This is a genomic window from Xanthomonas sp. BRIP62409 (assembly GCF_003992965.1).
Classification (GTDB): Bacteria; Pseudomonadota; Gammaproteobacteria; order Xanthomonadales; family Xanthomonadaceae; genus Xanthomonas; species Xanthomonas euroxanthea.
Genome location: NZ_QEZJ01000017.1, coordinates 263,367 through 287,778, shown reverse-complemented (window position 1 = coordinate 287,778; position 24,412 = coordinate 263,367). Strand labels below are relative to the sequence as shown.

23 protein-coding genes and 2 tRNA genes are annotated in these 24,412 nt (G+C 64.2%); 1 reads left to right on the top strand and 24 read right to left on the bottom strand.

The features are described 5' to 3' along the window. Positions 1-72 precede the first annotated feature (72 nt). The 20 genes from nusA to tpiA form a co-directional block, all read right to left on the bottom strand. Positions 73-1,584, bottom strand: coding sequence for a transcription termination factor NusA (gene nusA / locus EO170_RS07600; RefSeq protein ID WP_016903006.1), 1,512 nt, complete (start codon positions 1,582-1,584; stop codon positions 73-75). Positions 1,585-1,588: 4 nt separating this feature from the next. Next, the gene (gene rimP, locus EO170_RS07595) at positions 1,589-2,179 is read right to left on the bottom strand and encodes a ribosome maturation factor RimP (protein ID WP_104581969.1); all 591 of its coding nucleotides are present in this window, start codon (positions 2,177-2,179) and stop codon (positions 1,589-1,591) included. Between the two features lie 210 nt (positions 2,180-2,389). Next, a tRNA-Met gene (locus tag EO170_RS07590) sits at positions 2,390-2,466 on the bottom strand. A gap of 201 nt (positions 2,467-2,667) precedes the next feature. Next, positions 2,668-4,128 (bottom strand): NADH-quinone oxidoreductase subunit NuoN, encoded by a 1,461-nt coding sequence (nuoN, locus tag EO170_RS07585; RefSeq protein WP_104581968.1) that lies wholly within the window; start codon positions 4,126-4,128, stop codon positions 2,668-2,670. 36 nt (positions 4,129-4,164) lie between these two features. Continuing rightward, a complete protein-coding gene (locus EO170_RS07580) occupies positions 4,165-5,667 on the bottom strand; it encodes an NADH-quinone oxidoreductase subunit M (protein ID WP_115047034.1) in 1,503 nt (500 codons plus the stop codon). Positions 5,668-5,687: 20 nt separating this feature from the next. Beyond that, the gene (gene nuoL, locus EO170_RS07575; RefSeq protein ID WP_119131317.1) at positions 5,688-7,862 is read right to left on the bottom strand and encodes an NADH-quinone oxidoreductase subunit L; all 2,175 of its coding nucleotides are present in this window, start codon (positions 7,860-7,862) and stop codon (positions 5,688-5,690) included. 7 nt (positions 7,863-7,869) lie between these two features. Further along, positions 7,870-8,175: an NADH-quinone oxidoreductase subunit NuoK gene (gene nuoK / locus EO170_RS07570; protein ID WP_006450557.1), complete on the bottom strand. Its 306-nt coding sequence runs from the start codon at positions 8,173-8,175 to the stop codon at positions 7,870-7,872. After that, on the bottom strand, positions 8,172-8,834 hold the full coding sequence (locus EO170_RS07565; RefSeq protein ID WP_180708152.1) for an NADH-quinone oxidoreductase subunit J: 663 nt from the start codon (positions 8,832-8,834) through the stop codon (positions 8,172-8,174). The genes nuoK and EO170_RS07565 overlap by 4 nt, the downstream gene beginning before the upstream one ends. 4 nt (positions 8,835-8,838) lie before the next feature. After that, on the bottom strand, positions 8,839-9,327 hold the full coding sequence (gene nuoI / locus EO170_RS07560) for an NADH-quinone oxidoreductase subunit NuoI (protein ID WP_102584828.1): 489 nt from the start codon (positions 9,325-9,327) through the stop codon (positions 8,839-8,841). A gap of 3 nt (positions 9,328-9,330) precedes the next feature. Further along, the gene (nuoH, locus tag EO170_RS07555) at positions 9,331-10,422 is read right to left on the bottom strand and encodes an NADH-quinone oxidoreductase subunit NuoH (RefSeq protein WP_104581965.1); all 1,092 of its coding nucleotides are present in this window, start codon (positions 10,420-10,422) and stop codon (positions 9,331-9,333) included. Further along, entirely contained in the window at positions 10,419-12,653 is a 2,235-nt protein-coding gene (gene nuoG, locus EO170_RS07550) for an NADH-quinone oxidoreductase subunit NuoG (RefSeq protein ID WP_126943767.1), read from the bottom strand. The genes nuoH and nuoG overlap by 4 nt, the downstream gene beginning before the upstream one ends. Then, positions 12,650-13,984 (bottom strand): NADH-quinone oxidoreductase subunit NuoF, encoded by a 1,335-nt coding sequence (gene nuoF / locus EO170_RS07545; protein WP_024937978.1) that lies wholly within the window; start codon positions 13,982-13,984, stop codon positions 12,650-12,652. The genes nuoG and nuoF overlap by 4 nt, the downstream gene beginning before the upstream one ends. Before the next feature lie 3 nt (positions 13,985-13,987). Beyond that, on the bottom strand, positions 13,988-14,515 hold the full coding sequence (nuoE, locus tag EO170_RS07540; RefSeq protein WP_016902996.1) for an NADH-quinone oxidoreductase subunit NuoE: 528 nt from the start codon (positions 14,513-14,515) through the stop codon (positions 13,988-13,990). Further along, entirely contained in the window at positions 14,512-15,819 is a 1,308-nt protein-coding gene (locus EO170_RS07535; RefSeq protein WP_016902995.1) for an NADH-quinone oxidoreductase subunit D, read from the bottom strand. Before EO170_RS07535 ends, nuoE begins: the two co-directional genes overlap by 4 nt. Further along, positions 15,816-16,568 (bottom strand): NADH-quinone oxidoreductase subunit C, encoded by a 753-nt coding sequence (locus EO170_RS07530; protein ID WP_104581963.1) that lies wholly within the window; start codon positions 16,566-16,568, stop codon positions 15,816-15,818. The genes EO170_RS07535 and EO170_RS07530 overlap by 4 nt, the downstream gene beginning before the upstream one ends. 36 nt (positions 16,569-16,604) lie before the next feature. Next, positions 16,605-17,159, bottom strand: coding sequence for an NADH-quinone oxidoreductase subunit B (locus tag EO170_RS07525; RefSeq protein WP_016944318.1), 555 nt, complete (start codon positions 17,157-17,159; stop codon positions 16,605-16,607). Further along, positions 17,150-17,506 carry an NADH-quinone oxidoreductase subunit A gene (locus tag EO170_RS07520; RefSeq protein WP_010371162.1) on the bottom strand — a complete coding sequence of 119 codons (357 nt, stop codon included), beginning with the start codon at positions 17,504-17,506 and terminating at the stop codon, positions 17,150-17,152. The genes EO170_RS07525 and EO170_RS07520 overlap by 10 nt, the downstream gene beginning before the upstream one ends. 102 nt (positions 17,507-17,608) lie before the next feature. Further along, a tRNA-Leu gene (locus EO170_RS07515) sits at positions 17,609-17,693 on the bottom strand. Positions 17,694-17,742: 49 nt separating this feature from the next. Then, a complete protein-coding gene (secG, locus tag EO170_RS07510) occupies positions 17,743-18,216 on the bottom strand; it encodes a preprotein translocase subunit SecG (RefSeq protein ID WP_119131315.1) in 474 nt (157 codons plus the stop codon). A gap of 33 nt (positions 18,217-18,249) precedes the next feature. Next, positions 18,250-19,005: a triose-phosphate isomerase gene (gene tpiA / locus EO170_RS07505; RefSeq protein ID WP_115677535.1), complete on the bottom strand. Its 756-nt coding sequence runs from the start codon at positions 19,003-19,005 to the stop codon at positions 18,250-18,252. A gap of 112 nt (positions 19,006-19,117) precedes the next feature. Here tpiA and EO170_RS07500 point away from each other — a divergent pair, with 112 nt between their 5' ends. Then, entirely contained in the window at positions 19,118-19,918 is an 801-nt protein-coding gene (locus EO170_RS07500) for an SDR family oxidoreductase (protein WP_126943764.1), read from the top strand. A 62-nt stretch (positions 19,919-19,980) separates the two neighbouring features. Here the strand turns inward: EO170_RS07500 and EO170_RS07495 are convergent, their stop codons facing one another. From EO170_RS07495 to EO170_RS07480, 4 genes are read right to left on the bottom strand one after another with little or no spacing between them, the layout of a single operon-like run. Continuing rightward, positions 19,981-20,409 carry a group 1 truncated hemoglobin gene (locus EO170_RS07495; protein ID WP_104648014.1) on the bottom strand — a complete coding sequence of 143 codons (429 nt, stop codon included), beginning with the start codon at positions 20,407-20,409 and terminating at the stop codon, positions 19,981-19,983. Next, the gene (locus EO170_RS07490) at positions 20,409-21,281 is read right to left on the bottom strand and encodes a DUF3034 family protein (protein WP_126943761.1); all 873 of its coding nucleotides are present in this window, start codon (positions 21,279-21,281) and stop codon (positions 20,409-20,411) included. The genes EO170_RS07495 and EO170_RS07490 overlap by 1 nt, the downstream gene beginning before the upstream one ends. Next, positions 21,278-23,644 carry an EAL domain-containing protein gene (locus EO170_RS07485; protein ID WP_126943758.1) on the bottom strand — a complete coding sequence of 789 codons (2,367 nt, stop codon included), beginning with the start codon at positions 23,642-23,644 and terminating at the stop codon, positions 21,278-21,280. Before EO170_RS07485 ends, EO170_RS07490 begins: the two co-directional genes overlap by 4 nt. Beyond that, entirely contained in the window at positions 23,641-24,324 is a 684-nt protein-coding gene (locus EO170_RS07480; protein ID WP_126943756.1) for a methylamine utilization protein, read from the bottom strand. Before EO170_RS07480 ends, EO170_RS07485 begins: the two co-directional genes overlap by 4 nt. Positions 24,325-24,412 lie beyond the last annotated feature (88 nt).

Here is a 24,412-nt window from a genome sequence, read left to right as displayed (position 1 = left end):
GCCCCCTCGCCCAGAGCAAGGGAAACGCTGATTCTAAGCCCTGATGGGGTCAGGGCGCGGTTCATTGCCGGCTCATTCGCCGCGCTCCAAACGGGCGATCTCCTCGGCGCGGGCCGCCAGGATCAGCGCCGCGGCGCGCTCCTGGGTCAAGCCCTCGATGCCGAAGTCGACGATCTCGTCCGCTGCCAGGTCGGACAAGTCCTCGCTGGTGCGCACGCCGTGCTCGGCCAGAGCAAAGGCCGTTTCCTCGTCCATCCCCTCCAGCGCCAGCAGGTCCTCGGTGGGCTGAGTTCCTTCCAGGCCTTCTTCTTCTGCCAGCGCGGCGTTGAGCAACGCATCGCGGGCACGGGCGCGCAACTCTTCGACGATGTCTTCGTCGAAGCCTTCCACCGCCAGCAACTCGCCGACCGGCACGTAGGCGATTTCCTCGACCGTATTGAAGCCTTCGGTCACCAGGATCGCTGCGATTTCCTCGTCCACTTCCAGGCGATCCATGAACAACTGGCGCGCGGAGGTCTGCTCGGCTTCGGACTTGGCGGCCACCTGGTCGGCGGTCATCACGTTGAGCTGCCAACCGGTCAGGCGGCTGGCCAGACGCACGTTCTGGCCGCCCTTGCCGATCGCCTGGGCCAGGCGGTCTTCCGCCACGGCCAGATCCATCGAGTGCTTGTCTTCATCGACGATGATCGACTGCACTTCTGCCGGCGCCATCGCATTGATGACGAAGTTGGCCGGGTTCTCGTTCCACAACACGATGTCCACGCGCTCGCCATTGAGCTCGTTGGACACTGCCTGCACGCGTGAACCACGCATACCGATGCACGCGCCGATCGGATCGGTGCGGGTGTCGTGCGCGATCACTGCGATCTTGGCGCGATCGCCCGGATCGCGGGCGCAGGCCTTGATCTCGACCAGGCCCTGGCCCACTTCCGGCACTTCGAGCTTGAACAGCTCGATCATGAATTCCGGCGCGGCGCGGCTGATGAACAGCTGCGGGCCGCGCGGCTCGGAACGCACTTCGGCCAGATAGCCGCGTACGCGGTCGCCCGGCCGCAGCACGTCGCGCGGAATGCCCTTGTCCTTGGGGATGAAGGCTTCGGCATTGCCGCCCAGATCGACAAAGATATTGCCGCGCTCGGCGCGCTTGACCACACCGGTGATCAACTCGCCGACGCGGTCCTTCCAGGCATCGACCACCTGCTGACGCTCGGCTTCGCGCACACGCTGCACGATCACCTGCTTGGCAGCCTGCGCGGCGATGCGGCCGAAGTCCGGGTTTTCGATCTGTTCTTCGATGTAGTCGCCCACATCGACGCCATCAGCCTCGTCGACGGCATCCATCAGGCGCACCTGGCGATCCGGGGATTCCATCACCACATCGTCGGCAACCACTTCCCAGCGGCGATAGGTTTCGTAGTTACCGTCCTTGTGGTCGATGGTCACGCGCGTCAGCACGTCCTGGTCGGGATAGCGCTTCTTCGCTGCGGAAGCCAACGCGGCCTCGATCGCATCGAAGATCACTTCGCGCGGCACGCCCTTTTCGTTGGCCACCGCATCCACTACCAGCAAAAGTTCCTTGCTCATTTCGTCACTCCGCGCGCGGCTTGCCAGCCGCCGACTCGTTGGATGGTTTCTTCTTCTCGTGCCCGGGTTTCTTCGGGCCGGGCTTGTTCGGTTTTTGCGGGGCCAGGCCCAGAGCGACCCAATCCGGCAGAATGCGCGCCTTGTCGATGTTGTCGAAGACGATCTGCACGTCCTTGCCGTCGATGGCGAACACCACCGCCTGTGCTTCGGACTCGATCCGCACGATCTGGCCCTGGAAGCGGCGCCGACCATCCTGCGCCAGCTTCAACACGATCTTGGCGGACTCGCCGGCGTGACGGCCGAACTGCTCCAGCGTGAACAACGGACGGTCCACACCCGGCGAAGACACCTCAAGCGTGTAGTTGCCGGTGATGGGATCTTCGACGTCGAGCTGGGCCGACACTTCACGGCTCACGCGCTCGCAGTCATCGACGTTGATTACACGCTCGGGCTGTTCGGCCAGCGGCACATCGATGTACAGGCGCAACGTGGCGCCACCTGGAGCGGGAAGATACTCCACACCCAGCAGTTCCAAGCCCAGAGACTCAACCGTTGGACTCAGCAGATTCGCGATTTCGGTCGCTTTTTCGCTCACAGACTGCCCTGATCAGATGATTGCCAGTAGAACCCCGGCAGCCGGCAGCAAACTTTCCGGTTCCGGAAAAAACAAGGGGCCCGATGGGCCCCTTGCGTGAAAAAAGCCCGACCTCTCAGGGTCGGCGCAAAGACGGGAACATGCGTCTTTGCGATCCAAGAAGCTGAAGTACTGCCCTAAGGCATTGCATTAAAGCAGTACTTCAAAACTTGGTAGCGGGGGCAGGATTTGAACCTGCGACCTTCGGGTTATGAGCCCGACGAGCTGCCAGACTGCTCCACCCCGCAGCAGAAGCGGAATTATGAAGAACTTGAGCGGCAATTGCAAGCCCTAGTTTTTCATCGATTGAAAACCCTGGGGTCTTCAACGTCGCGGCAAATGATAACCGCATTGCAACAAAAACGAAACAACAATCACGACTTTATTGCAGTCATCCAGCGACGGCGCGTGCGAGGCACGCGCCGCGACGTCATGCAGGCATGCGTGACTTAGGCAAGGCCTGCGAACGCACGCTGGCACCACACCATGATCGGGCTCCAGGCCAGGCCAAGTGCGAGCAATGCGAGCGCGTTGACCCCGAGCACGGTGCCCAGCACACGATCGTTATTGGCGGGCAACGGCTCGCCCACCGGCTCGTCGAAGTACATGACCTTGATGACACGCAGATAATAGAAGGCGCCGATCACTGCACAGAGCACGCCGACCAGGGCCAGCCACAGCATGTCGCCGTTGACCGCAGCGCCCAGCACCGCCAGCTTGGTCCAGAAACCCAGGAACGGCGGGATACCCGCAAGCGAAGCCATGATGCACAGCACCAGGCCGGCCATCCACGGATTGCGCGCGTTGAGTCCCTTGAAGTCGTCGATGTTCTCGGCTTCGAAGCCATTGCGCGACAACGCGATGATCGCGCCGAACGCGGCGGTGGACATGATGGTGTAGCTCACCGCGTAGAACATTGCCGCGGCATAGCCTTCCTCGCCGCCACCGGCCACGCCCATCAGCAGGAAGCCGATGTGCGAGACGGTCGAGTACGCCAGCATGCGCTTGAGGTTGCTCTGCGCAATTGCCATCAGGTTGCCGATCACCAGCGACACCGCCGACAGGCCGCCGATCAACAGATGCCACTGCGGCGAAAGCGGGCCCATGCCGACTTCAAGCAGACGGTAGGCCATGCCGAAGGCGGCGAGCTTGGGCGCGGAGCTGATGAACAAGGCGATCGGTGCGGGCGCGCCCTGGTACACGTCGGGCAACCACATGTGGAACGGCGCGGCGCCCAGCTTGAACGCCACACCGGCGATCATGAAGATGGTGCCGGTCAGCAGCAGGGTGCGCTCGCTGGAACCTTCGATCGCGTCGTGGATGCCGCTCAGGCTGAGCGTGCCGGTGGCGCCGTAGACCAGCGACATGCCGTACAGCAGCAGGCCCGAGGCCAGCGAGCCGAGCACGAAATACTTCATCGCCGCTTCGGTGGCCAGGCCGTTGTCGCGATTGGAGGCGACCAGCGCATACGAGCACAGCGCGAGCAGCTCCAGGCCCAGGTACACCATCAGCAGGCTGCCCGCCGAGGTCAGCAGCATCATACCGGCGGTGGCGAACAACACCAGCACCGGGATCTCGCCCTGATAGAGATTGCGCTCGCGCAGGTATGTCCAGCCGTACACCAGGCTCAGACCACTGACCAGCACGATCACCGTCTTCATCACGTCGGCCGCGGTGTCGCGCACGAACATGCCGTGGAAGATCTCGCCCTGCCCGCCCGTGCCGGTCGCCAACAGCGCGAACACCACGGCAAGCACGGCAACGGAGAACAGGTGGGTCCAGACCTTGTTCCGCTGGCTCACGAACAGGTCGAGCATCAGCAGTGCAAAGGCGCCGCCGATCAGCACCAGCTCCGGAACAAGCGGAGCCAGGTCAGCGGTGGTCAACGGCGCGAGCGTTGGCGTGGTCATCATCAAATCCTGGAAATCAAAACGTACGGCAAGCTGTTACAGCTTGGTCGCGGCAATCTGGGTAGCCAGCTTGGCGATCGATGGTTCCATCAGATCGGTCAACGGCTTCGGATACAGGCCCAGGGCCAGCACGCCAACGGCGAACACCCCCAGCACAAATGCCTCACGGCCATTGATGTCCTTCAGCTCGGCCACGTGGGCGTTGGCCACCTCGCCAAAGAACACGCGCTTGTAGAGCCACAGCGTGTAGGCGGCGGTGATCACCAGCGTGGTGGCGGCAGCGAAGGCCACCAGCGGATGCTTCTGGAAGCTGGCCAGGATCACCATGAACTCACCGACGAAACCACTGGTACCCGGCAGGCCGGCGTTGGCCATGAAGAACAGCATGGAGAACGTGGCGAACCAGGGCATCACATTGACCACGCCGCCGTAATCGGCGATGCGGCGGGTATGCATGCGGTCGTAGAGCACGCCGATGCAGGAGAACATCGCGCCGGACACGAAGCCGTGCGAAATCATCTGCACCATCGCGCCCTGCAAGCCCAGACGGGCAGCGTCGGTGCTGCCGTACTCGCGCACCAGGGTGAACGCGATGAAGGTGCCGAGGGTGACAAAGCCCATGTGCGCGATGGACGAATACGCCACAAGCTTCTTCATGTCGTCCTGCACCAGGGCCACCAGGCCGACGTAGACGACCGCGATCAGCGACAGCGCAATGACCAGCCAGGCGAACTCATGGCTCGCATCCGGCACGATCGGCAGGTTGAAGCGCAGGAAGCCGTAGCCACCGATCTTCAACGCGATCGCAGCCAGTATCACCGAGCCGGCGGTGGGCGCCTCCACGTGCGCATCCGGCAGCCAGGTGTGCACCGGGAACATCGGCACCTTGACCGCGAACGCGATCAGGAAGGCGAAGAAGATCCAGGTCTGTTCCTTGGCGGTCAGCTGCAGCGCGTACAGATCGGCCAGCTGGAAGCTGCCGCCCTTCAGGTACAGGTAGACAAGACCCACCAGCATCAGCACCGAGCCGAGGAAGGTGTACAGGAAGAACTTCATCGCCGCGTAGATACGCCGCGGGCCGCCCCAGACGCCGATGATCAGGAACATCGGGATCAGCATGGCTTCGAAGAAGACATAGAACAGCATCGCGTCGGTGGCGGCGAAGATGCCGACCGTGACGCCTTCCAGGATCAGGAAGGCAGCGACGTACTGATTGACGCGCTTGTCGATCGAGCGCCAGGCACCGATCAGGGCCAGCACCGTCACCAGGGTGGTCAGCACGATCAACGCGACCGCGATGCCGTCCACGCCCAGGTTGTAGCCGATGTTGTAGGCCGGGATCCAGGCATGCAGTTCGATGAACTGCATGGCGTCATTGGCCGTGTCGTAGCCCAGCAGCGGCAGACTCAGCACAAAGGTCGCCACCGCCACCGCCAGGGACGCCCAGCGGGCAGTCTCGGCGTTGCGCAACGCGAGGATCAAGGCGCCACCGATAATCGGCAGCCAGATCAAGATAGACAGTAAAGGCCAGTTCGACACGTTTTCTTATTCCGTACAGGTCAACGCCAGAAATGCATCAGTACCGCCAACAGGGCGATCAAACCGATGATCATTGCGAAGGCGTAGTGATAGAGGAAACCGGATTGCGTGCGACGCAGCAGATTTGCAGCCAGGTCGATCAGTCGGGCAGAACCATTGACGACGACACCGTCGACCACATGGGTATCGATGGCACGTGACGCCTTGCCAAGAGCCACGCCACCACCGGCGAAGCCATTGATCCAGAGCTTGTCGAAGCCGTACTTGTTTTCCAGCAGCCACACGACCGGCGCGAACGCCTTGCGCGACTTGGTCGCCAGTTCCGGCTTCCACAGGTAGAACAGCGCAGCCAGCAACAGGCCAGCGACCGTCAGGAAGAATGGTGCCGCCATCATGCCGTGCAACGCGAAGGCGACCGGGCCATGGAACTCTTCGGCCAGCGCGCCAACGGTGTCGCGCGCCGGATCGTAGAAGTCGACGATGCCGGTGAAGAACGACACTGCCTGCCCCTTCATCGCATGTGCGGCGTGGTGGCCCTGCCAGTCGGTGCCGAACAGCATCGGGCCGATGGTGAAGAAGCCGATCGCCACCGACGGGATCGCCAGCAGGATCAACGGCAGCGTCACCACCCACTTGGATTCGTGCGGCTCATGGGCACCATGGTGGCCGTGGCCGTGATCGTCGTGGCCATGCGTGTCGTGTGCATGTGCGTCGTGCGCATGGCTGTCGTGTGCGTGGACCTGCGCCTCGGCATCGGTATGCGCGCTGTCGTGGTGTGCATGGGCGTCGTGCGCATGGGCATCGCGGAAGCGCTCCTTGCCGTGGAAGGTCAGGAACAGCAGACGGAAGCTGTAGAAGCTGGTCACCAGCACGCCGCCGAGAACGGCCCAGTAACCATAGGTCGCGATCCAGCTATGCGACTCGTGGGCGTGGTGGGCTGCCGCCTCGATGATGGTGTCCTTGGAATAGAAGCCGGAGAAGAACGGTGTACCGACCAGCGCCAGGGTACCGATCACGCTGGTCCAGTAAGTCACCTTCATGTACTTGCGCAGGCCGCCCATCTTGCGCATGTCCTGCTCGTGGTGCATGCCGATGATGACCGAGCCGGCCGCCAGGAACAGCAGCGCCTTGAAGAAGGCATGCGTCATCAGGTGGAACACGGCCGCCGAATAGGCCGACACACCCAGCGCCACGGTCATGTAGCCGAGCTGGGACAGCGTGGAATACGCGACCACGCGCTTGATGTCGTTCTGCACGATGCCGATCAGGCCGGTGAAGAAGGCCGTGGTTGCACCGATGAACAGGATGAAGTTCAACGCGGTTTCCGACAGCTCAAACAGCGGCGACATGCGCGCGACCATGAAGATGCCGGCGGTGACCATCGTGGCGGCATGGATCAGGGCCGAAATCGGCGTCGGGCCTTCCATCGAGTCGGGCAGCCACACGTGCAGCGGCACCTGCGCCGACTTGCCCATCGCGCCGATGAACAGGCAGATGCAGATCAGCGTCATCACGCTCCACTCGTGGCCCGCGAACAGCTGCACCTTGGCACCGGCCATGGTGGTCGCGTTGGCGAACACGGTGGAGTAGTCCAGCGAGCCGAACCACAGCAGCACACCGGCGATGCCGAGAATGAAGCCGAAGTCGCCGACGCGATTGACCAGGAACGCCTTCATGTTGGCGAACACCGCGGTCGGGCGCTTGAACCAGAAGCCGATCAGCAGATACGACACCAGGCCCACCGCTTCCCAGCCGAAGAACAGCTGCAGGAAGTTGTTGCTCATCACCAGCGTGAGCATGGAGAAGGTGAACAACGAGATGTAGCTAAAGAAGCGCTGGTAACCCGGGTCTTCTTCCATGTAGCCGATGGTGTAGATGTGCACCAGCAGCGACACGAAGGTCACCACGACCATCATCATCGCGGTCAGGCGATCGACCATGAAGCCCACATGGGCGGAGTAGTTACCGACATCGAAGAAGGTGTACAGGTTCTGGTTGAACGGGCTGGCGCCCTGCTCCACCAGTTGATACAGCGTCAGGCACGACAGCACGCAGCTGACCGCCACACCCAGGATGGTGACGTACTGCGCGCCCTTGCGCCCTACCTGGCGACCGAACAGGCCGGCGATGATGCTGCCGACCAGCGGTGCAAGCACCACCGCAATCAACAGACTCTTGGAGAGAGTGATTTCCATCTACAGGTCAGCCCTTCAACGTATCGACTTCGGCCACATTGATCGTGCGGCGCGTGCGGAACAGAGTCACCAGGATCGCAAGGCCGATCGCAGCCTCCGCGGCGGCAACGGTCAGGATGAAGAACACGAACAACTGACCGGCGGGGTCGCCAAGCTCGCGCGAAAACGCAATGAAGTTGACGTTGACCGACAGCAGCATCAGCTCGATCGACATCAGCAACACGATGACGTTCTTGCGGTTGAGGAAGATGCCGGCCAGCGAGATGCAGAACAGCACCGCGCCCAGTCCAAGCAGGTGGCCCAAGGTAATCAAGACTTCGCCTCCTGTCCGTCGGTCGCATCGAGCGTCGGCGCGACCTGCACCGGCTTTTCAACCGCCATTTTGACCATGCGCAGACGGTCGCCCGCCTTCACCCGCGACTGCTCGCCAGCGTTCTGGTGCTTGATGCCGGTGCGCTTGCGCAGGGTCAGCATCACGGCAGCCACCACGGCCACGGTCAGGATCACCGCGGCGAACTCGAACGGCAGCAGGAACTGGGTGTAGAGGGTCTTGGCCAGCCAGGTCAGGTTCGACACATCGGCTGCCTGCGCAGCGGCATTGTCGGCCGGGAACGGCGCGGCACTGCGTGCCTTGACGCCGATCAGGGTGACCATCTGCGCCAGCATGGCAACCGCCACGATGACGCCAACCGGCATGTACTTGACCCAGCCTTCGCGCAGGCGGCTGGTGTCGATGTCCAGCATCATCACCACGAACAGGAACAGCACCATCACCGCGCCGACATAGACCAGCACCAGCGTCACGCCGAGGAACTCGGCGCCGACCAGCAACCAGATGCATGCCATCGAGAAGAAGGTGAGGATCAGGCACAACACGGCGTACACCGGGTTGCGCACGCTGATCACCGCACCGGCGGACACGACCGCGACGGCGGAGAAGGCGTAAAAAGCAATAGTGACCCAGTCCATCATGACCTCAACGGAAGGCGGCATCGGCAGCGCGACGCTCGGCGATCTCGGCTTCGAACCGGTCTCCGATGGCCAGCAGCTGCGGCTTGTTGACAATGTTCTCGCCACGCTTCTCGAAGTGGTACTCGAGGATGTGCGTCTCGACGATCGAGTCCACCGGGCAGCTTTCCTCGCAGAAGCCGCAGAAGATGCACTTGAACAAGTCAATGTCGTAACGCGTGGTGCGGCGCGAGCCGTCCTCGCGCTTGGCCGAGTCAATGGTGATCGCCAGCGCCGGGCACACCGCTTCGCACAGCTTGCAGGCGATGCAGCGCTCTTCGCCGTTGGGATAGCGACGCAGCGCGTGCAGGCCACGGAAACGCGGCGACTGCGGGAACTTCTCCATCGGATACAGCACGGTGTACTTGGGCTTGAACGTGTATTTCAACGTCAGCCACAAGCCGCCTAGCAGTTCGAGCAGGAGCAGGCTCTTGAAGTAATGGGTGATCTTGTTCATCGGTTACACGCCCTTCTGGATCACGCCGTAAAACACCATCAACGCCGTCACTGCGATCCACACGATCGTGAGCGGAATGAACACCTTCCAGCCCAGACGCATGATCTGGTCGTAGCGGTAGCGCGGGAAGCTGGCACGGAACCAGATGTAGGCGCTGGCGAAGAAGAACACCTTCATCAGCAGCCATGGCCAACCGCCCTTCCACAACCAGTCGATCCACGGCGAGATATCCGCATTGACCCAACCCTGGATCGGGCTCAGCCAACCGCCGAGGAAGAAGATCGAGATCAGGAAGCTGACCAGGATCATGTTGGCGTACTCGGCCAGGAAGAACAGTGCGAACGCACCGCCCGAATACTCCACCATGTGGCCGGCGACGATTTCCGACTCACCTTCCACCACGTCGAACGGCGCACGGTTGGTTTCGGCAACGCCCGACACCCAGTACACAATGAACAACGGGAACAGCGGAATCAGGAACCAATCGAAGAAGCCGGAGTTGCCGGCCTGCGCGAATACGATCTGGCTCAGGTTGACGCTACCGGAGGCAATCATCACGCCGACCAGCGCAAAACCCATCGCGATCTCGTAGCTGACCACCTGCGCGGCCGAGCGCATCGCGCCCAGGAACGCATACTTGGAGTTGGATGCCCAGCCGGCCAGGATGATGCCGTACACGCCCAGCGAGGTCATCGCCAGCAGGTAAAGCAGGCCGACGTTGGCATTGGACAGCACCAGCTGCGCATCGAACGGCACCACCGACCAGGCGGCGAAGGCCGGTGCCAGTGTCAGCAGCGGCGCGATGATGAACATCGCCTTGTGCGAGCTGCTCGGCTGCAGGATCTCCTTGAAGAGCAACTTGAACACGTCGGCGAAGGCCTGGAAGATGCCCATGCCTACATACATCGGCCCGTGACGCACATGCATCCAGCCGATCAGCTTGCGCTCCCAGACCACGTAGAAGGCCACCGACACGATCACCGGCACGGCGATCAGCAGGATCTTCAATACGGTCCACAGCACGATGCCGCCATCGCCCAGGCCGACAAACCACTGGTGCAAGGGATCGACCAGGTTCAACAGCAATTCGTTCATGCAGCCACCACCGTTACACGACCGGCACCGAGCGGCGCGGTTGCGCCATGGCCGGATTCGATCCACACCGTGCCCGGTGCGACGCGCTTGTCCAGCACCACCGGCAACGTTGCCTTACCGGCATCGGTGCCGACCTTGACCATCTGACCGGCGCCGACCTGCAACTGCGCGGCCTGCTCCGGGTGCATCGCCACACACGGGGCGAGATTGAGCGGATGCGACTGCAACGCAGCGGCGCGACGCACCACCGCATCGGTGCGATAGATCGCAGCGGTGGCGGCAACCTCCAGCCCGTCACTGCTCGCGGCCGGCTGCGCCGAGGCGGCGGGACTGACGCGACGGTTCTGCATGCCGGCACGCAGGCCGACCAGATCGATGAATTCGAACCCGGCCAGACCCAGCTCGCCGCCAAGCGCACGCAATACGCGCCAACCCTCGCGCGCTTCGACCGGCAGGCGACCGGCGGCACGTGCGGTCTGCACGCGGCCATCCAGATTGGTCAGCGATGCGTCGATTTCCGGCAGTGCACCGATCGGCAGGATCACGTCGGCCACGTCGCGCGTCGAGGCGCAGGCGAACTGGCTGAACGCGACCACCTTGGCACCCGCCAGCGCGCTGCGTGCAGCGGCGGCATCGGCGAAATCCAGGCCCGGCTCGATGCCATACAACACATAGGCCTGACGCGGCTGCGCCAGCATGCCGGCGACATCGCGCGCGGTCGGCAACACACCTTGCGCAACCAGACCGACAGCGTTGGCACCCTGCGGGATCCGGCACAGCGAGGCACCGGTTGCAGCGGCGAAATCGCGTGCGGCAGCACGCAACGAAGCAGCCTGCGGATGATTTTCAGCCAGTGCGCCGACCACGATCACCGCGCGAGTGGCGCCCTTGACCGCATCGCGCAATGCCGAATCGTCCAACGCACCGGCCAGCTGCGACGGCGCAACGACCGCACGGCTTGCCTGGGTGAAGGCGAAATCGAAATCGACCGGATTGACCGAATGGATCTTCGTCCCGTTCTGGATGCTGGCCTTGCGCAGGCGTGCATGCAGCAACGGCAACTCGTGACGCACGTTGGTGCCGAACAGCACCACCACATCGGCGTGCTCGATCTCGGCCAGCGGCGTGGCAAACGGCTCGGCCACCGCAGCGTCGGAAAAATCGCGATTGAGCAGGCGGTGATCCAGATTGCCGCTGTTCAAGCCTTCGGCAAGACGTGCGAGCAACGCGCCCTCCTCGTTGGAGGTGGACGGATGCACCAGCACACCGAGCTGATCGCCGGCGTTGTCACGCAGGATCTGCGTCGCGGCAGCCAGACCTTCGGTCCAGCTCACTTCGGTCCACTGCCCGTTGACCTTCTTCAGCGGCTTGACCGCGCGGTCTTCGGCGTACAGGCCCTGATGCGAATAACGGTCGCGGTCGGACAGCCAGCACTCGTTGACCGCCTCGTTCTCGCGCGGCACGGTGCGCAGCACTTCGCCGCGACGCACGTGCAGGAACAGGTTCGAGCCCATTGCATCGTGATAGCCGAGCGATTCGCGTGCCATCAGCTCCCACGGGCGGGCACGGAACTGGAACACCTTGTTGGTCAGCGCGCCGACCGGGCACACGTCGATGACGTTGCCGGATATCTCGGTGGTCAGCGGCTTGCCGTCGTAGGTGCCGATCTGCAGGTTCTCGCCGCGATACATGCCACCCAGCTCGTAGGTGCCGGCGATGTCCGCGGTGAAACGCACGCAACGGGTGCACTGGATGCAGCGGGTCATTTCGGTGGCGACCAGCGGACCGATGTCCTCGTCCGGCACCACGCGCTTGCGTTCGTTGAAACGGCTGACCGAGCGGCCGTAGCCGAGCGAGACGTCCTGCAGCTCGCACTCGCCGCCCTGATCACAGATCGGGCAGTCCAGCGGGTGATTGATGAGCAGGAATTCCATCACGCTGCGCTGGTACTTCAGCGCCTTTTCGCTACGCGTGGTGACCTTCATGCCGTCCATCACCGGCGTGGCGCAGGCAGGCGACGGCTTCGGGGATTTTTCGACGTCCACCAGGCACATGCGGCAGTTCGCGGCGATCGGCAGCTTCTCGTGGTAGCAGAAGCGCGGGATCGGGATGCCGGCCTTGTCGGCCGCCTGGATGATCATCGAGCCCTTCGGCACCACCAGGGACTGCCCGTCGATCTCGACGGTGACATGGTCCGGTGGCACGTTCGGGTTCACTGGTTGGGCGCTCATGCGGCCACTCCGACGTGCGTGTCGACGATCGAACGACCGTTGACGATGTAGTACTCGAACTCGTCCCAGAACTGGCGCAGGAAGCCCTGAATCGGCCACGCCGCCGCTTCGCCGAAGGCACAGATGGTGTGTCCTTCGATCTGGCCGGCAACCGTGCGCAGCTGGTGCAGGTCTTCCATCGTGGCCTTGCCGGCGACAATGCGCTCCAGCACCCGATGCATCCAGCCGGTGCCTTCGCGGCACGGGGTGCACTGGCCGCAGGATTCCTTGTGGAAGAACTGCGAGATGCGGCAGGCAAAGCGTACGCAGCAGACGCTGTCATCCAGCACCACGATCGCGCCGGAACCCAGGCCGGTGCCCAGTGCACGCAAGGTGTCGTAGTCCATCTGCAGCCCGGCAACCTGGTCGGCCTTCAGCACCGGCATCGACACGCCGCCAGGCACCACGCCCTTGAGCTTGCGGCCCGGACGCAGGCCGCCGGCCATTTCCAGCAGTTCGTCGAAGGTGGTGCCGAGCGGCACTTCGAAATTGCCGCCCTTCTGCACGCAGCCGGACACCGAGAAGATCTTCGGGCCGCCGTTCTTGGTCTTGCTCAAGCCGAGAAACCACTCCGGGCCGTTGCGAATGATCGCCGGCACCGACGCATAGGTCTCGGTATTGTTGATGGTGGTCGGCTTGCCGTACAGGCCGAAGTTCGCCGGGAACGGCGGCTTGTACCGCGGCTGGCCCTTCTTGCCTTCCAGCGATTCCATCAGCGCGGTTTCTTCGCCGCAGATGTAGGCGCCGGCACCCAGCGCACCGTAGATATCGATATCCACGCCGCTGCCGAGGATGTTCTTACCCAGCCAGCCGTTGGCATACGCGTCGGCCAGTGCCAGCTCGAAATTCTCGAACGGCTCGTGGTGGAACTCGCCGCGCAGGTAGTTGTAGCCCACGGTCGAACCGGTGGCGTAGCAGGCGATCGCCATGCCCTCCACCACCGAGTGCGGGTTGTAGCGCAGGATGTCGCGGTCCTTGCAGGTGCCCGGCTCGGATTCGTCCGAGTTGCACAGGATGTACTTCTGCATCGTGCCCTTGGGCATGAACGACCACTTCAGGCCGGTCGGGAAGCCCGCGCCGCCACGGCCGCGCAGGTTGGATGCCTTGACCATCTCGATGACGTCGGCCGGCGCGATCTTCTCTTCGAGGATCTTGCGCAGCGCGGCGTAGCCACCGGTCTTCAGATAGCTCTCGTACGACCACGGGGTGTCGTAGTGCAGCGTTGTGTAGACGACCTGATGCGGCAACGGCGCCGGACCGACCGGGCCTGAGGGTGCGTGATGATGTGCCATGTCTTACTCCAGCCCGTCCAGCAGCGCGTCGACCTTCTCTTTCGTCAGGTGCTCGTGGTAATGGCCATTGATGACCATCATCGGCGCCGCGGAGCAGGCCGCCAGGCACTCTTCTTCGCGCTTGAGGTAGACGCGGCCATCGGCCGTCGACTGCCCCAGCTTGCAACCCAGTTTCTTTTCCGCGTGCGCCAGCAGATCTTCGGCGCCATTGAGCCAGCAGCTGATGTTGGTGCAGAACGCCACGTTGTGGCGGCCGACCTTTTCGGTCTCGAACATCGAGTAGAAGCTGGCGACCTCGTAGGCCCACACCGGCGGCAGGTCCAGATACTTGGCCACGCCCACGATCAGCTCGTCGGTCAGCCAGCCCTGGTTCTGCTCCTGCGCAGCATGCAGGCCCTGCAGCACGGCCGAACGCTTGCGATCGGGCGGGAACTTGCTCAACCAATGATCGATGTGCGCGCGCGTCTTGTCGCTCAGCACCACCTGCGGATCGACGTCGCGCGCCGCTTCGAAATTACCCGTCGCCTTCATCGGTCAACCTCACCGAAAACCAAATCGTAAGTACCGATCATCGCCACGACGTCGGCCAGCAGATAGCCACGCACCACCGCGTCCATTGACGACAGATGCGCAAAGCCCGGCGCGCGCAGGTGCACGCGGAACGGCTTGTTGGCGCCATCGGACATCAGGTAGCAGCCGAACTCGCCCTTGGGCGCTTCCACCGCGCAGTAGGTTTCGCCGGCTGGCACGCAGTAGCCTTCACTGAACAGCTTGAAGTGATGGATCAGCGCTTCCATGTCGTCCTTCATGCCTTCGCGGCTTGGCGGAGCGACCTTGAAATTGGTGACCATGACCGGGCCCGGATTGGCCTTCAGCCACTTCACGCACTGCTTGATGATGCGGTTGGATTCGCGCATCTCGGCCACGCGCACCAGATAGCGGTCATAGCAATCGCCGTTGGTGCCGACCGGCACGTCGAACTCCACCGCGTCGTACTTGGCATAGGGCTGCTTCTTGCGCAGGTCCCACTCGATACCCGAGCCACGCAGCATCGGACCGGTCATGCCCCAGGCACGCGCCAGGTCGGGGCTGATGATGCCGACGTCGACGGTACGCTGCTTCCAGATCCGGTTGTCGGTCAGCAGCGTCTCGTACTCGTCCACACGCGATGGGAACGTATTGGTGAAATCCTCGAGGAAGTCCAGCATCGAGCCTTCGCGCGCTGCATTGAGCTTCTTCAGTGCCCCGCCCTTGTGCCAGCGGGATTCCTTGTACTTGGGCATGCGATCAGGCAGATCGCGATACACGCCACCGGGACGGTAGTAGGCAGCGTGCATGCGCGCGCCACTGACCGCCTCGTAGACGTCCATCAATTCTTCGCGCTCGCGGAACGCATACAGCATCACCGCCATCGCGCCCAGATCGAGCGCGTTGGAACCTACCCACATCAGGTGGTTCTTGATGCGGGTGATCTCGTCGAACATGGTGCGGATGTAGTGCGCGCGCTCGGGCACCTCGATCCCCATCAGGGATTCGATCGCACGCACATAGGCGTGCTCGTTGCACATCATCGACACGTAATCCAGGCGGTCCATGTACGGAACCGACTGGTTGAACGGCTTGGACTCGGCCAGCTTCTCGGTGCCACGGTGCAGCAGGCCGATATGCGGATCGGCACGCACCACGGTCTCGCCGTCCATTTCCAGGATCAGGCGCAGCACGCCGTGCGCCGCAGGATGCTGCGGGCCGAAGTTCATCGTGTAGTTGCGGATTTCCTGCTTGCTTTCGACAGGATTGCTCGCGAAGGCATCGGTTGCCTGGCGGAACTCACTCACTTGGCGGTCTCCGACTTGCCCACTTCACCAGCGGCAGTCTCATAACGGGCATCGTCGCGGATCACGCGCGGCACACCGACGCGCGGCTCGACCGAGGTCACCGGCTCGTACACGACACGCTTGCGCTCGTCGTCGTAACGCACTTCCACGTTGCCGATCAGCGGGAAATCCTTGCGGAACGGATGGCCGACAAATCCGTAGTCGGTCAGGATGCGGCGCAGGTCCGGGTGGCCGTCGAAGACGATGCCGAACAGGTCGAAGGCTTCGCGCTCGAACCAGTTCACGCCAGGCCAGATGTCGGTCAGCGATGCCACCACCGGCACCTGCTCGTCCGGTGCGTAGCAACGCACGCGCAGACGCTGGTTGTGCTGGTAGGAGATCAGCTGCGCCACCACCGCAAAACGCTGCTTGGGCATGTGCTGCGGACGGGCGCCGTCGGAACTTTCCTGGCTGGGAAATTCACCCCAGGCGAAACGGCCGACGGCCTTGCCTTCGACGCCGCGGCTGAAGCCCTGCGACGACACGTCGGCGGTATCCCACTCGTCGCTGCCGTAGCCCAGGTAATCGACGCCGCACAGATCGCTCAGCTGCTCGAAACCAAGCTCGTCGCGCAGGGCCAGGCAGGTGGCGTGCCAATCGGCCGCAGCGACTTCCAGCGTCACTTCGCCGCGCGGCAATGCCACGGCGATCTGCGCACCGGCGAAACGTGCCGCAAGTCGGTCAGTGAAGGAGGATGCTTGCTCTGCCATGGGGGCTTGGCTGCTCTCAGTAGAAGAAGACGGGTGTCAGCGCGCGATGGTCTGGGTACGCCAGATCTTCTTCTGCAGCTGCAGGATGCCGTAAACCAGCGCCTCGGCGGTCGGCGGGCAACCGGGGACGTAGATGTCCACCGGCACGATGCGATCGCAACCGCGCACCACCGAATACGAATAATGATAGTAGCCGCCGCCATTGGCGCAGCTGCCCATCGAGATGACCCACTTCGGATCCGGCATCTGGTCGTAGACCTTGCGCAGCGCCGGGGCCATCTTGTTGACCAGCGTGCCGGCCACGATCATCACGTCGGACTGGCGCGGCGACGGACGGAACACCACGCCGTAGCGGTCCAGATCCAGGCGCGCCGCACCGGCATGCATCATCTCGACCGCGCAGCAGGCCAAACCGAAGGTCATCGGCCACATCGAGCCGGTGCGCGCCCAGTTCAGCAGCGCATCGACACTGGTGGTCACGTAGCCCTTCTCGAGCAGCGGGTTTTCGCCTTCCGGGCGCAGGATGTCTTCCACCCGGCCTTCCGGCATCGGGTTGGTCATCAGACGATCCAGGGTCTGAATCACTCCCATTCCAGCGCTCCCTTCTTCCACACGTAGATAAAGCCGAGGAACAACATGCCGACGAACAGGCCCATGGTGACCAGCGAACGTGCGCCGATCTCCATGAACACCTGTGTCCACGGCACGATGAAGATGATTTCCAGATCGAACACGATGAACTGGATCGCGATCAGGTAGTAGCGCACGTCGAACTTCATGCGCGCGTCTTCGAAGGCTTCGAAGCCGCACTCGTAAGGCGAGAGCTTGCGCGCATCCGGGGTACGCGGTGCGAGGAATCGACCGATCAGCATCAGCACGATGCCGATACCGGTGGCGACGATCAGAAACAGCAGACTCGGCAAATATTCGGCCAGCACAGCGATTCTCTCTTGCCTCTGCCCGCACGCGCCGCGTGCCGGCATGGGGTATAGGCAGACCCCGCGCGCGACAGGCAATGCGCAGGAACTGCAGCCAAACAATGGTGCCCAAGAGGGGACTCGAACCCCTACGACCTAAGTCGCTACCACCTCAAGGTAGTGCGTCTACCAATTCCGCCACCTGGGCATACGTTGCGCCGCTGGGCATCCCAGTGCGCAGCGTATTGTAACCGGCTTCAGCGTTTTTGTGCTGGTTCTGAAGCGTTTTCTTCGCGTGCCGCAGGCGCTTGCTGCACCGGTGCGGACTGCGCAGGCGCCGCAGCTGGAGTTGCAGCAGGCGCCGGCTGCGACGGGGCGGTCGGAACTGCGCCGGCGGCCGGAGCCTGCGGCAACGGCTGAGTCAGCTCGCCTGCGGCGGCAGGCGCCGGGGTGGCCGACTGCGACATCACACCCAGGTTCTGGTCGGTGGGACGTGCGCCGTGGGTGGCGTACCACGCCATGAACAGGCTGATGCTGAAGAACACCACCGCCAGCCACTTGGTCGACTTGGACAGGAAGTTCGACGCGCCCTGCGAGCCGAACACGGTGCCCGAGGCGCCGGCACCGAAGCCGGAACCAGCTGCCGCACCCGCACCGCGCTGCATCAGGATCAGCGCAATCATCGCCAGCGCGACCAGCACGTAGACCACATTGAGGATCAACATCAGCATTTCGAAATCCGTCCCCGGACAAAACTTAATGGGTTAACAAGCGGCCGCCGCACGGGCGATGGCCAGGAAATCCTCGGCGACCAGCGAGGCGCCTCCGACCAGCCCGCCATCGACGTCGGGCTGCGCAAACAGCTCGCCGGCGTTATCGGGCTTGACACTGCCCCCGTACAGGATGGGCAGAGAATCGGCGATTCTAGCATCCGCCTTCGCGACTTCGCCACGCAGGAAGGCATGGACGGCTTGCGCCTGCTCCGGGCTGGCGGTGCGACCGGTGCCGATGGCCCAGATCGGCTCGTAGGCAAGCACGGCACGGGCAAAGCCTGCGCTGCCCACCAGTGCCAGCACCGGTTCGAGCTGGGCGCGCAGCACCGCTTCGGTCTGCTTGGCTTCGCGCTGTTCCAGCGACTCGCCCACGCACAGCACCGGGATCAGCCCGGCGTGCACGGCGGCGGCGAATTTGCGCGCCACCAGCTCGCTGCTCTCACGATGGTACTGGCGCCGTTCGGAATGGCCGACCAGCCCGTATTCGGCGCCGACATCGACCAGCATGGTGGCCGAGACTTCACCGGTATAGGCGCCCTTCTCGTTACTGCTGACGTCCTGGGCACCGAAACACAGGTGGTGCTCCTCGAAATCCTCGATCAGATCGCCGAGATAAGGCAGGGGCGGCAGGATGACGACATCGACACCCTCCAGGGGCATGTGCGCGGCGATCCGGGCCACCAGTTCGGTGGCGAAGGCGCGGCTGCCATGCAGCTTCCAATTTCCGGCAACGATCTTTCGACGCATCAGGCGCAGGTTCCTGAGTGGAAGACAGGCGACAGAATAGCCCATGCCCTGTCGGCAGCCGGCACACTTCTGTCCATTGCCTGTCTCCTCCCCCCTTCAACAGGAACCTGCCATGTCCGTTTCGCCTGTCTTTGCATTGGTCACCGGCGCCTCCAGCGGCATCGGCCGCGAGATTGCGCGCGCTTACGCAAGGCGCGGCGTGCCGCTGATCCTGACCGCGCGCCGGGTGGATCGGCTGCAGGCGTTGGCCGAGGAGTTGCGGCCGTTGGTGCAGGTCGAAGTCCTGCCGGCCGATCTGGGCGATGCCGACGCGGCCGAAGCACTGGTTGCGCAGATCCAGCGCAATGGCTGGACGGTGGGCACCCTGGTCAACAATGCCGGCTACGGCGTGCCGGACCGCTATCTGCGCAACGACTGGGCCACGCATGCACGCTTCCTGCAGGTGATGGTGGCCGCGGTATGCGAGCTGACCTGGCGGTTGTTGCCGATGATTCGTGCCAGTGGCCAGGGCCGCATCCTCAACGTGGCCTCGTTCGCCGCACTGACGCCGGGTGCCGATGGGCAGACGCTGTACGCGGCCAGCAAGAGTTTCCTGCTGCGCTTCAGCGAATCGCTGGCACTGGAAAATGCCGACTGCGCGGTCAAGGTCTGCGCGCTATGCCCCGGCTTTGCCTGGTCGGAATTTCACGATGTCACCGGCACCCGCGAGGCGATGTCCGCCCTGCCCCGCTGGGCCTGGCTGCAAGCCGACGACGTGGCCGAGTATGGGATCGCCGCGCTGGAGCGTGGCCAGGTGCTGGCCGTGCCGGGCTGGCGCTATCGCCTGGTCAGTGCGGCGTTGCGCGTGTTGCCGCATGCGCTTGCATTGCGCGTGATGGCGCGCGGATCGCATCGGGTACGGCCGTTGCGGTGAGGCGGCTGCACATCCGCTGCGGCGTCGCGTCCAGCGCTACGCGCGGCCGGTGTGTGATGCCGTCAGTGATTGACGATGTCGCCATGCATGGCCGCCAGCCGTGCCAGCAACCGGTTCTGCGTGCGGCGTGGAATCCTGCGCTGATCCATCGCCCAGTTCAGGTCCTCCACCAGCGCGTTGAAGTCGCCTTCGCGAATGACCAGGTGCGCGTGCGCCTGCTGCATCGATTTGGCGGTATCCGGGCACGGGCCATCGGCGACATGGCAGAACTTCTGCACCAGCCGCTCGTTGAGCATCACGATGTTGACGCGCGCGAAGGTGTCGACGATGCGTGGATCGTCGGCGATGCGCGACAGCATGGTTTCCACCAGCGCCTCGATGCCGGCCTGTCCGCCGAGTTCGTCATAGAGCGTGGGGCGCGGTTGCGTGGTGGCGCAGGCGCCCATCAGCGCCAGCACGCCCAGCAAGGACCAGCGCAGCCGTCGATTCATCACAACGCCACCTGCAGGGATAGATAGAGGCCGCGCTGGTCGGCGAGCGTGGCGATGTCGCCAAGCTCGGCCCATGCCGCGGTCAGGGACACATGCTTGCTGGGAAACCAGGCCACGAATCCATCGGCCCATGCCTGCTCGCGGGCGAAGCCGAGGTTATCGGGTTTGTCGCGGTACTCCACGCCGACCACCCATGCCGGCGACAGCACGACGGCGGCGCTGGCCTCGCCGACCAGCCGGTAGCTGTTGCGACGATCGCCGCCGAAACCGAGCAAACCGGTCTGATTGGCGCGGGTTGCGCGCAGCGTGCCGTTGAGCAGCAACTGGTAGCCGCCCGCGCCCTGCAGCAACAAACGGCTGGCGCTGACATACACATCGGTGCCGTGATCGTCGCGCGCGCCGATCGCCAGCGGCAGCGTGCCATCGCGCAGGCGTTTGTACTGCACGCCCACACTGACCTGTGGCGCATGCCCGTAGACCAGATCGCCATAGACCCGCAGCTTGGCGCCGAACACGTCCTGGCCGAGCGCATTCCATGGCAGGCCCAGCCGGTCCTGCAGGGTGCCCAGATCCAGCCGCTGCCGCGCCAGCGACAGTTCCAGCCGGTTGCCGACCGTCAGCGCGGCGCCTTGCACGTCGAGCCGGTAATCGCCGCTGTCCACATGCGTGGCAAACAGGACGGTGCCGAGTTCGTCGCGGGTGCCGTAGCCCGACAGCGTGGCCCACGGCACGATGCCGCCCCCGCTACTACCTTCGATCATCGACACGCCGCCGGTGGCGAGCAGACGCCCATCACCCGCAATCACCGACGCGGGCGCGATGGCCAGCCCGGCCAGTGCCGCAGCCAGCAGCGTGCATCGCCACCGGGTCATCGATGCACTCCTGCCTGCGCTGCCGGCGTCGTATCGAGTTGGCGCAGGCACCAGGCGACCAGCGGCACCTCTTCCAACGGCGGCGCGTACAGATAGCCTTGCACCATGTCGCAGCCGTAACCGCGCAGCAGTCCCAGGGACGTGGCGTTTTCCACGCCTTCGGCGATCACGCTCAAGCCCAGGTTATGCCCGAGATCGATGGTGCTGCGCACGATGAACGCATCGTCCGTGCCTTCGGCCAGCTGCATGACGAAGCTCTTGTCGATCTTCAATTCGTCCACCGGCATGCGCTTGAGCTGCGCCAACGAGGAATAGCCGGTGCCGAAGTCGTCGATGGACAGCCGCACGCCGACGCTGCGCAGCTGATGCAGCATGTGCAGCGCGGATTCGACATCGCGCATCAAGGCGCTTTCGGTCAGCTCCAGCGTGACCGACTGCGCCGGCACCGCGTGATGCTCCAGACGGCCACGTACGTAATCCGGCAAACCGGGGTCGGACAGGTCCAGCGCGGAAAGATTGATTGCCATGCCCAGCTCCAGGCCCTGCCGGCGCCACTGCGCCTGGCAGCGCAGCGCCTCGTCCAGCACGAAGCGGGTCAAGGGGTGGATCACGCCGGAGTGCTCGGCCAGCGGGATGAATTCGTCCGGGCCGATCGCCCCGAGCACCGGATGGTGCCAGCGCACCAGCACCTCCACCTGCTCGACGCGATCGTTGCGCAGGCAGATCTTGGGCTGAAAGCGCAAGGTCAGCTCGTTGCCACCGACGGCCTGGCGCAGATCGCCGGTCAGGCGCAGCCGGCGCAGATGCTGCTCGTCCTGGCCCAGGCGATACACGCTGGCACCGATGGTGCTGACGTTGCCGCCCTGGCGACGGGCAATGTCGGCGCGCCGCAGCAAGGTGTCCGGGTCGGCGCCGTGTTCGGGGATCAGGGCGATGCCGATGCTGGCTTCCAGCTGGATGCGCGCCTGCGGCAGCGCCAGCGGGCGGCGCAGCTGCAGCAGCAAGCGCTGTGCATCCTGTTGCACGGTGGCGGCATCGGTCTGCGCCACCACCACCATGAATTCGTCGCTGCCCAGCCGCCCGACCAGATTGGGTTCCTGCACCACGTCGGCAAGACGGCGGCCCACCTCGACCAGGACCTGGTCGGCGAAATCGTGACCCAGGCTGTCATTGAGTTCCTTGAAGCGTTCCAGATCCAGGATCAGCACCGCGGCGGTGCCGCCGGACGCCACGGTCTGCTCCACCACATCCTTCAGCCGCTCCAGCAAGCAGATGCGATTGGGCAGACCGGTCAAGGCATCGTGGCGCGCCTGATGCAGGATGTGCTGCTCGCGACTGGCAATCTGCTGCTGCATGCGCCCGAAGCTGTCGGCCAACTCGGCCAGTTCGCGCCCGGATGGCACTTCGACGGCGGTGTGGTAATCGCCGCGCTGGATGCGCCGTGCGGCCTGTACCAGCTGCGCGACCGGCCTGCTGACGCTGCGCGCCAGGAAGATCGCCACGCCCAGCGCCGCAGCCGTGGCCAGACCCGCCAGCAGCAGGATGCGCAACTTGAGCACGCGATAGGGCGCCACCGCGCGATCCAGCGAGGCCTGCAGCGCAACCCGCACATGACTGTCGCCCTGGATCGACTGCAGTTTGACCAGGTAACGCGACTGGGCCAGGGTCAAGGCGACCGCCGCGCCCTGCGCGCGTTCGGCGGTCGGCAGCTGCTGTGCGAACTCTGCGCGCGCGGCCGGCTCCAGGGTGGAGGCCAGCACGCGCACCGGCGGGCCATCGGTGAAGAAGGTCGCATCCAGCCCGGTGGTGGAACGGAAATCCTGCGCCAGTCCGTCGCCGGATTCATTACCGATCGCGATCCAGCCCACCCGGCTCGGTGCCAGCACCTGCACCACCGCCAGCCGCACGATGCGGCTGTCCAAGGCCACCACACCGACCGCACGCCCATCGCGCTGCGCCTGCTGCAGCAGGGTCTGCACGGCGCGCAGCTGTTCGGCTTGCGGCAGGTCGGCGAGCCCGGTCAGAAACTCCCCGTCCGGGGACAACAGCAGCGCGGTCTGCGCCGACATGCGCGCAGCGTGATTGCGCAATGCCGATTGCATGGTCGGCACATCGCCACTGGCCACGGCCGCGCGAAAGCCGAAGTCGTCGGCCAGCACCGAGGCCGACTGCATCAGTTGCTCGTCGCGGCGCAGATTGATGCGTTGCCAGACGCGCTCGCCGATCTGCAGTTCTTCGCCCAGTTGCGCCTTGACGCTACGCTCGGTGGCGACCTGCACCGCAATGAAGGTCAGTGCCTGCGTGGCGAGCACGACCAGCACCAACAAGGCCGCGATCCGGGTATGCAGGCGCATGGCCTTCATGGCTTCGGCGTCTTCGGGTCGGCGCGACGGAACTTGTCCTGCAGCGCGCGCACGCGCGCATCCAGTGGCGCGACCACGGGCGCGGCGCCGGTGGTCTGCAGGGTCACGCGCCGTTGCATGGCCTGGCGCGCAAGTGCCACCGGCTCGGTGAGCGCGGCGCCCTTGATGCGCGGATGCCAGACCCGCAGCGTGTAGTTGCCTGCCGGCGCATCCAGCTGCACGCGGCCGTCGCTGCCGGTCTTGCCGAAATACGGTGTGTCCACCACCAGGATATAGCCCAGCATCCAGTCGTGGATATTGCAGCCCACCGTCACCAGACCGGCTTGGTCAAAGCGCACCGGTGCGGCGGTGCTGCCCTGGAACAGCGGCAATTCGAAGCGCTTGGCGGGGGAGAACGAATAGACCTGATGGCGAATCTGGTCGTTGTTGGGAAACCGCACCAGGGTGCCGGTGCGCACCGCCAGCACGGCGGGCACGAACTGCGAATTGACCTGGTCCATCTCCACGGTCCGCGGCGCGCCGGCGGCAACCGGACGTGCCGGCTCCAGGCTCACCACCGCATCGACCAGCATGCCGTTGGCATCGACGACGGTCACGCTGAGCGGCGTTGCTAATGCGCAGCTTGCGGCGCAGTACGCCAGCACCCCGCAAACCGGGCCGATCCGTTTGAACCACTGCATCCGCATGCGCCCCCCAAGCTAGTGCACTCAGCAGCGGGCGCCAGGCGAGTCCGACGTCGCGCTAGCGATCAGACTGGGTTATCGGCTC

Bases quoted from the DNA above. Each gene is read 5' to 3' on its own strand.
- nusA (WP_016903006.1), bottom strand. From the start codon at position 1,584: ATGAGCAAGGAACTTTTGCTGGTAGTGGATGCGGTGGCCAACGAAAAG.
- nuoN (WP_104581968.1), bottom strand. From the start codon at position 4,128: ATGACCACGCCAACGCTCGCGCCGTTGACCACCGCTGACCTGGCTCCG.
- nuoL (WP_119131317.1), bottom strand. From the start codon at position 7,862: ATGGAAATCACTCTCTCCAAGAGTCTGTTGATTGCGGTGGTGCTTGCA.
- EO170_RS07565 (WP_180708152.1), bottom strand. From the start codon at position 8,834: ATGATGGACTGGGTCACTATTGCTTTTTACGCCTTCTCCGCCGTCGCG.
- nuoI (WP_102584828.1), bottom strand. From the start codon at position 9,327: ATGAACAAGATCACCCATTACTTCAAGAGCCTGCTCCTGCTCGAACTG.
- nuoH (WP_104581965.1), bottom strand. From the start codon at position 10,422: ATGAACGAATTGCTGTTGAACCTGGTCGATCCCTTGCACCAGTGGTTT.
- nuoG (WP_126943767.1), bottom strand. From the start codon at position 12,653: ATGAGCGCCCAACCAGTGAACCCGAACGTGCCACCGGACCATGTCACC.
- nuoF (WP_024937978.1), bottom strand. From the start codon at position 13,984: ATGGCACATCATCACGCACCCTCAGGCCCGGTCGGTCCGGCGCCGTTG.
- nuoE (WP_016902996.1), bottom strand. From the start codon at position 14,515: ATGAAGGCGACGGGTAATTTCGAAGCGGCGCGCGACGTCGATCCGCAG.
- EO170_RS07530 (WP_104581963.1), bottom strand. From the start codon at position 16,568: ATGGCAGAGCAAGCATCCTCCTTCACTGACCGACTTGCGGCACGTTTC.
- EO170_RS07525 (WP_016944318.1), bottom strand. From the start codon at position 17,159: ATGGGAGTGATTCAGACCCTGGATCGTCTGATGACCAACCCGATGCCG.
- secG (WP_119131315.1), bottom strand. From the start codon at position 18,216: ATGCTGATGTTGATCCTCAATGTGGTCTACGTGCTGGTCGCGCTGGCG.
- tpiA (WP_115677535.1), bottom strand. From the start codon at position 19,005: ATGCGTCGAAAGATCGTTGCCGGAAATTGGAAGCTGCATGGCAGCCGC.
- EO170_RS07500 (WP_126943764.1), top strand. From the start codon at position 19,118: ATGTCCGTTTCGCCTGTCTTTGCATTGGTCACCGGCGCCTCCAGCGGC.
- EO170_RS07495 (WP_104648014.1), bottom strand. From the start codon at position 20,409: ATGAATCGACGGCTGCGCTGGTCCTTGCTGGGCGTGCTGGCGCTGATG.
- EO170_RS07490 (WP_126943761.1), bottom strand. From the start codon at position 21,281: ATGACCCGGTGGCGATGCACGCTGCTGGCTGCGGCACTGGCCGGGCTG.
- EO170_RS07485 (WP_126943758.1), bottom strand. From the start codon at position 23,644: ATGAAGGCCATGCGCCTGCATACCCGGATCGCGGCCTTGTTGGTGCTG.
- EO170_RS07480 (WP_126943756.1), bottom strand. From the start codon at position 24,324: ATGCAGTGGTTCAAACGGATCGGCCCGGTTTGCGGGGTGCTGGCGTAC.